The organism is Bartonella sp. AA86SXKL (assembly GCF_042196885.1).
The window spans coordinates 1-839 of sequence record NZ_JBHIRE010000219.1 but is presented as its reverse complement, the minus strand read 5'-3'; the positions used below and the strand labels follow the sequence as shown (position 1 = coordinate 839).

Annotated in this window: 2 protein-coding genes; both read right to left on the bottom strand. The window is 32.8% G+C overall.

Translation table 11 applies throughout. The features are described 5' to 3' along the window. The coding region (locus ACFIO5_RS11075) for an aldehyde dehydrogenase family protein (protein WP_375705431.1) at window positions 1–304 on the bottom strand (304 nt) is incomplete at its 3' end. A 322-nt stretch (window positions 305–626) separates the two neighbouring features. Beyond that, the coding region (locus tag ACFIO5_RS11070) for a hypothetical protein (protein ID WP_375705430.1) at window positions 627–839 on the bottom strand (213 nt) is incomplete at its 5' end.

Below are 839 nucleotides of genomic sequence, written 5' to 3'. Positions count from 1 at the left end.
CATTGAGCGCCATATCAATAGGTGCTCCCATTTCCATTGAAATGGTTTTTGCCATATCACTTGAGCGTTTTTCATAAATCTCTAAAATTTTTTCAACGAATCCAAGACGTTCATGAGGTGAGGTTGTTTTCCAGGTTTGGAAAGCTTTTTTAGCAGCATTAATTGCTTTGTCTGCATCTCTCGTGCTACCAAGACTAATGACAGCACAGGCCTCCTCTGTGGAGGGGTCAATGACATGTAAATCATGAGGAGTGCTTGGATCGTCCCATAGACCATTGATATAAAATTTCCGCTTATTTAACATGATACACTCCCTATTTTTTCTATTATTGAAATTCCATCCTATTTGAGACATTTTTAATAAGAATAACAAGGATAATCTTATCAAAGATACAGGATAGACTGTTTTATCATAAAAAGGCTGAAGAGTTGAAAAAGTACCAATCGTAACAACTCTTTGTATTATTTGTATAAAAGAGAATAGAAAAAAATAATGAGCGATTTTTTTGTAAGAGAATTTTTTTAAAATCAATTTCTGAAAGCTATATAAGAGGATGAATTTTGCAATTTAGGCAGTCAATGTTGAGGAAGTTTCATTAAGAGGAATTATAGCATTCTTTTTTTCATCAGAAAGTGACCGTTAGCAAAAGGTTATTAACCTTCATACGATAGTCTCTATACATTCTTTTTGAAGAGGTAATTGTTCTTATTGCTATAAGTTTGTTGGGTGTCATGCATAATTCGAAAACAAAATCCATTTCTATGTCTTCTTTGTCTAATGAGAGTACAAAAGGTGCATCAGAAAAAGTTTCATCTTCTAAGATTACTGAAATATTTCC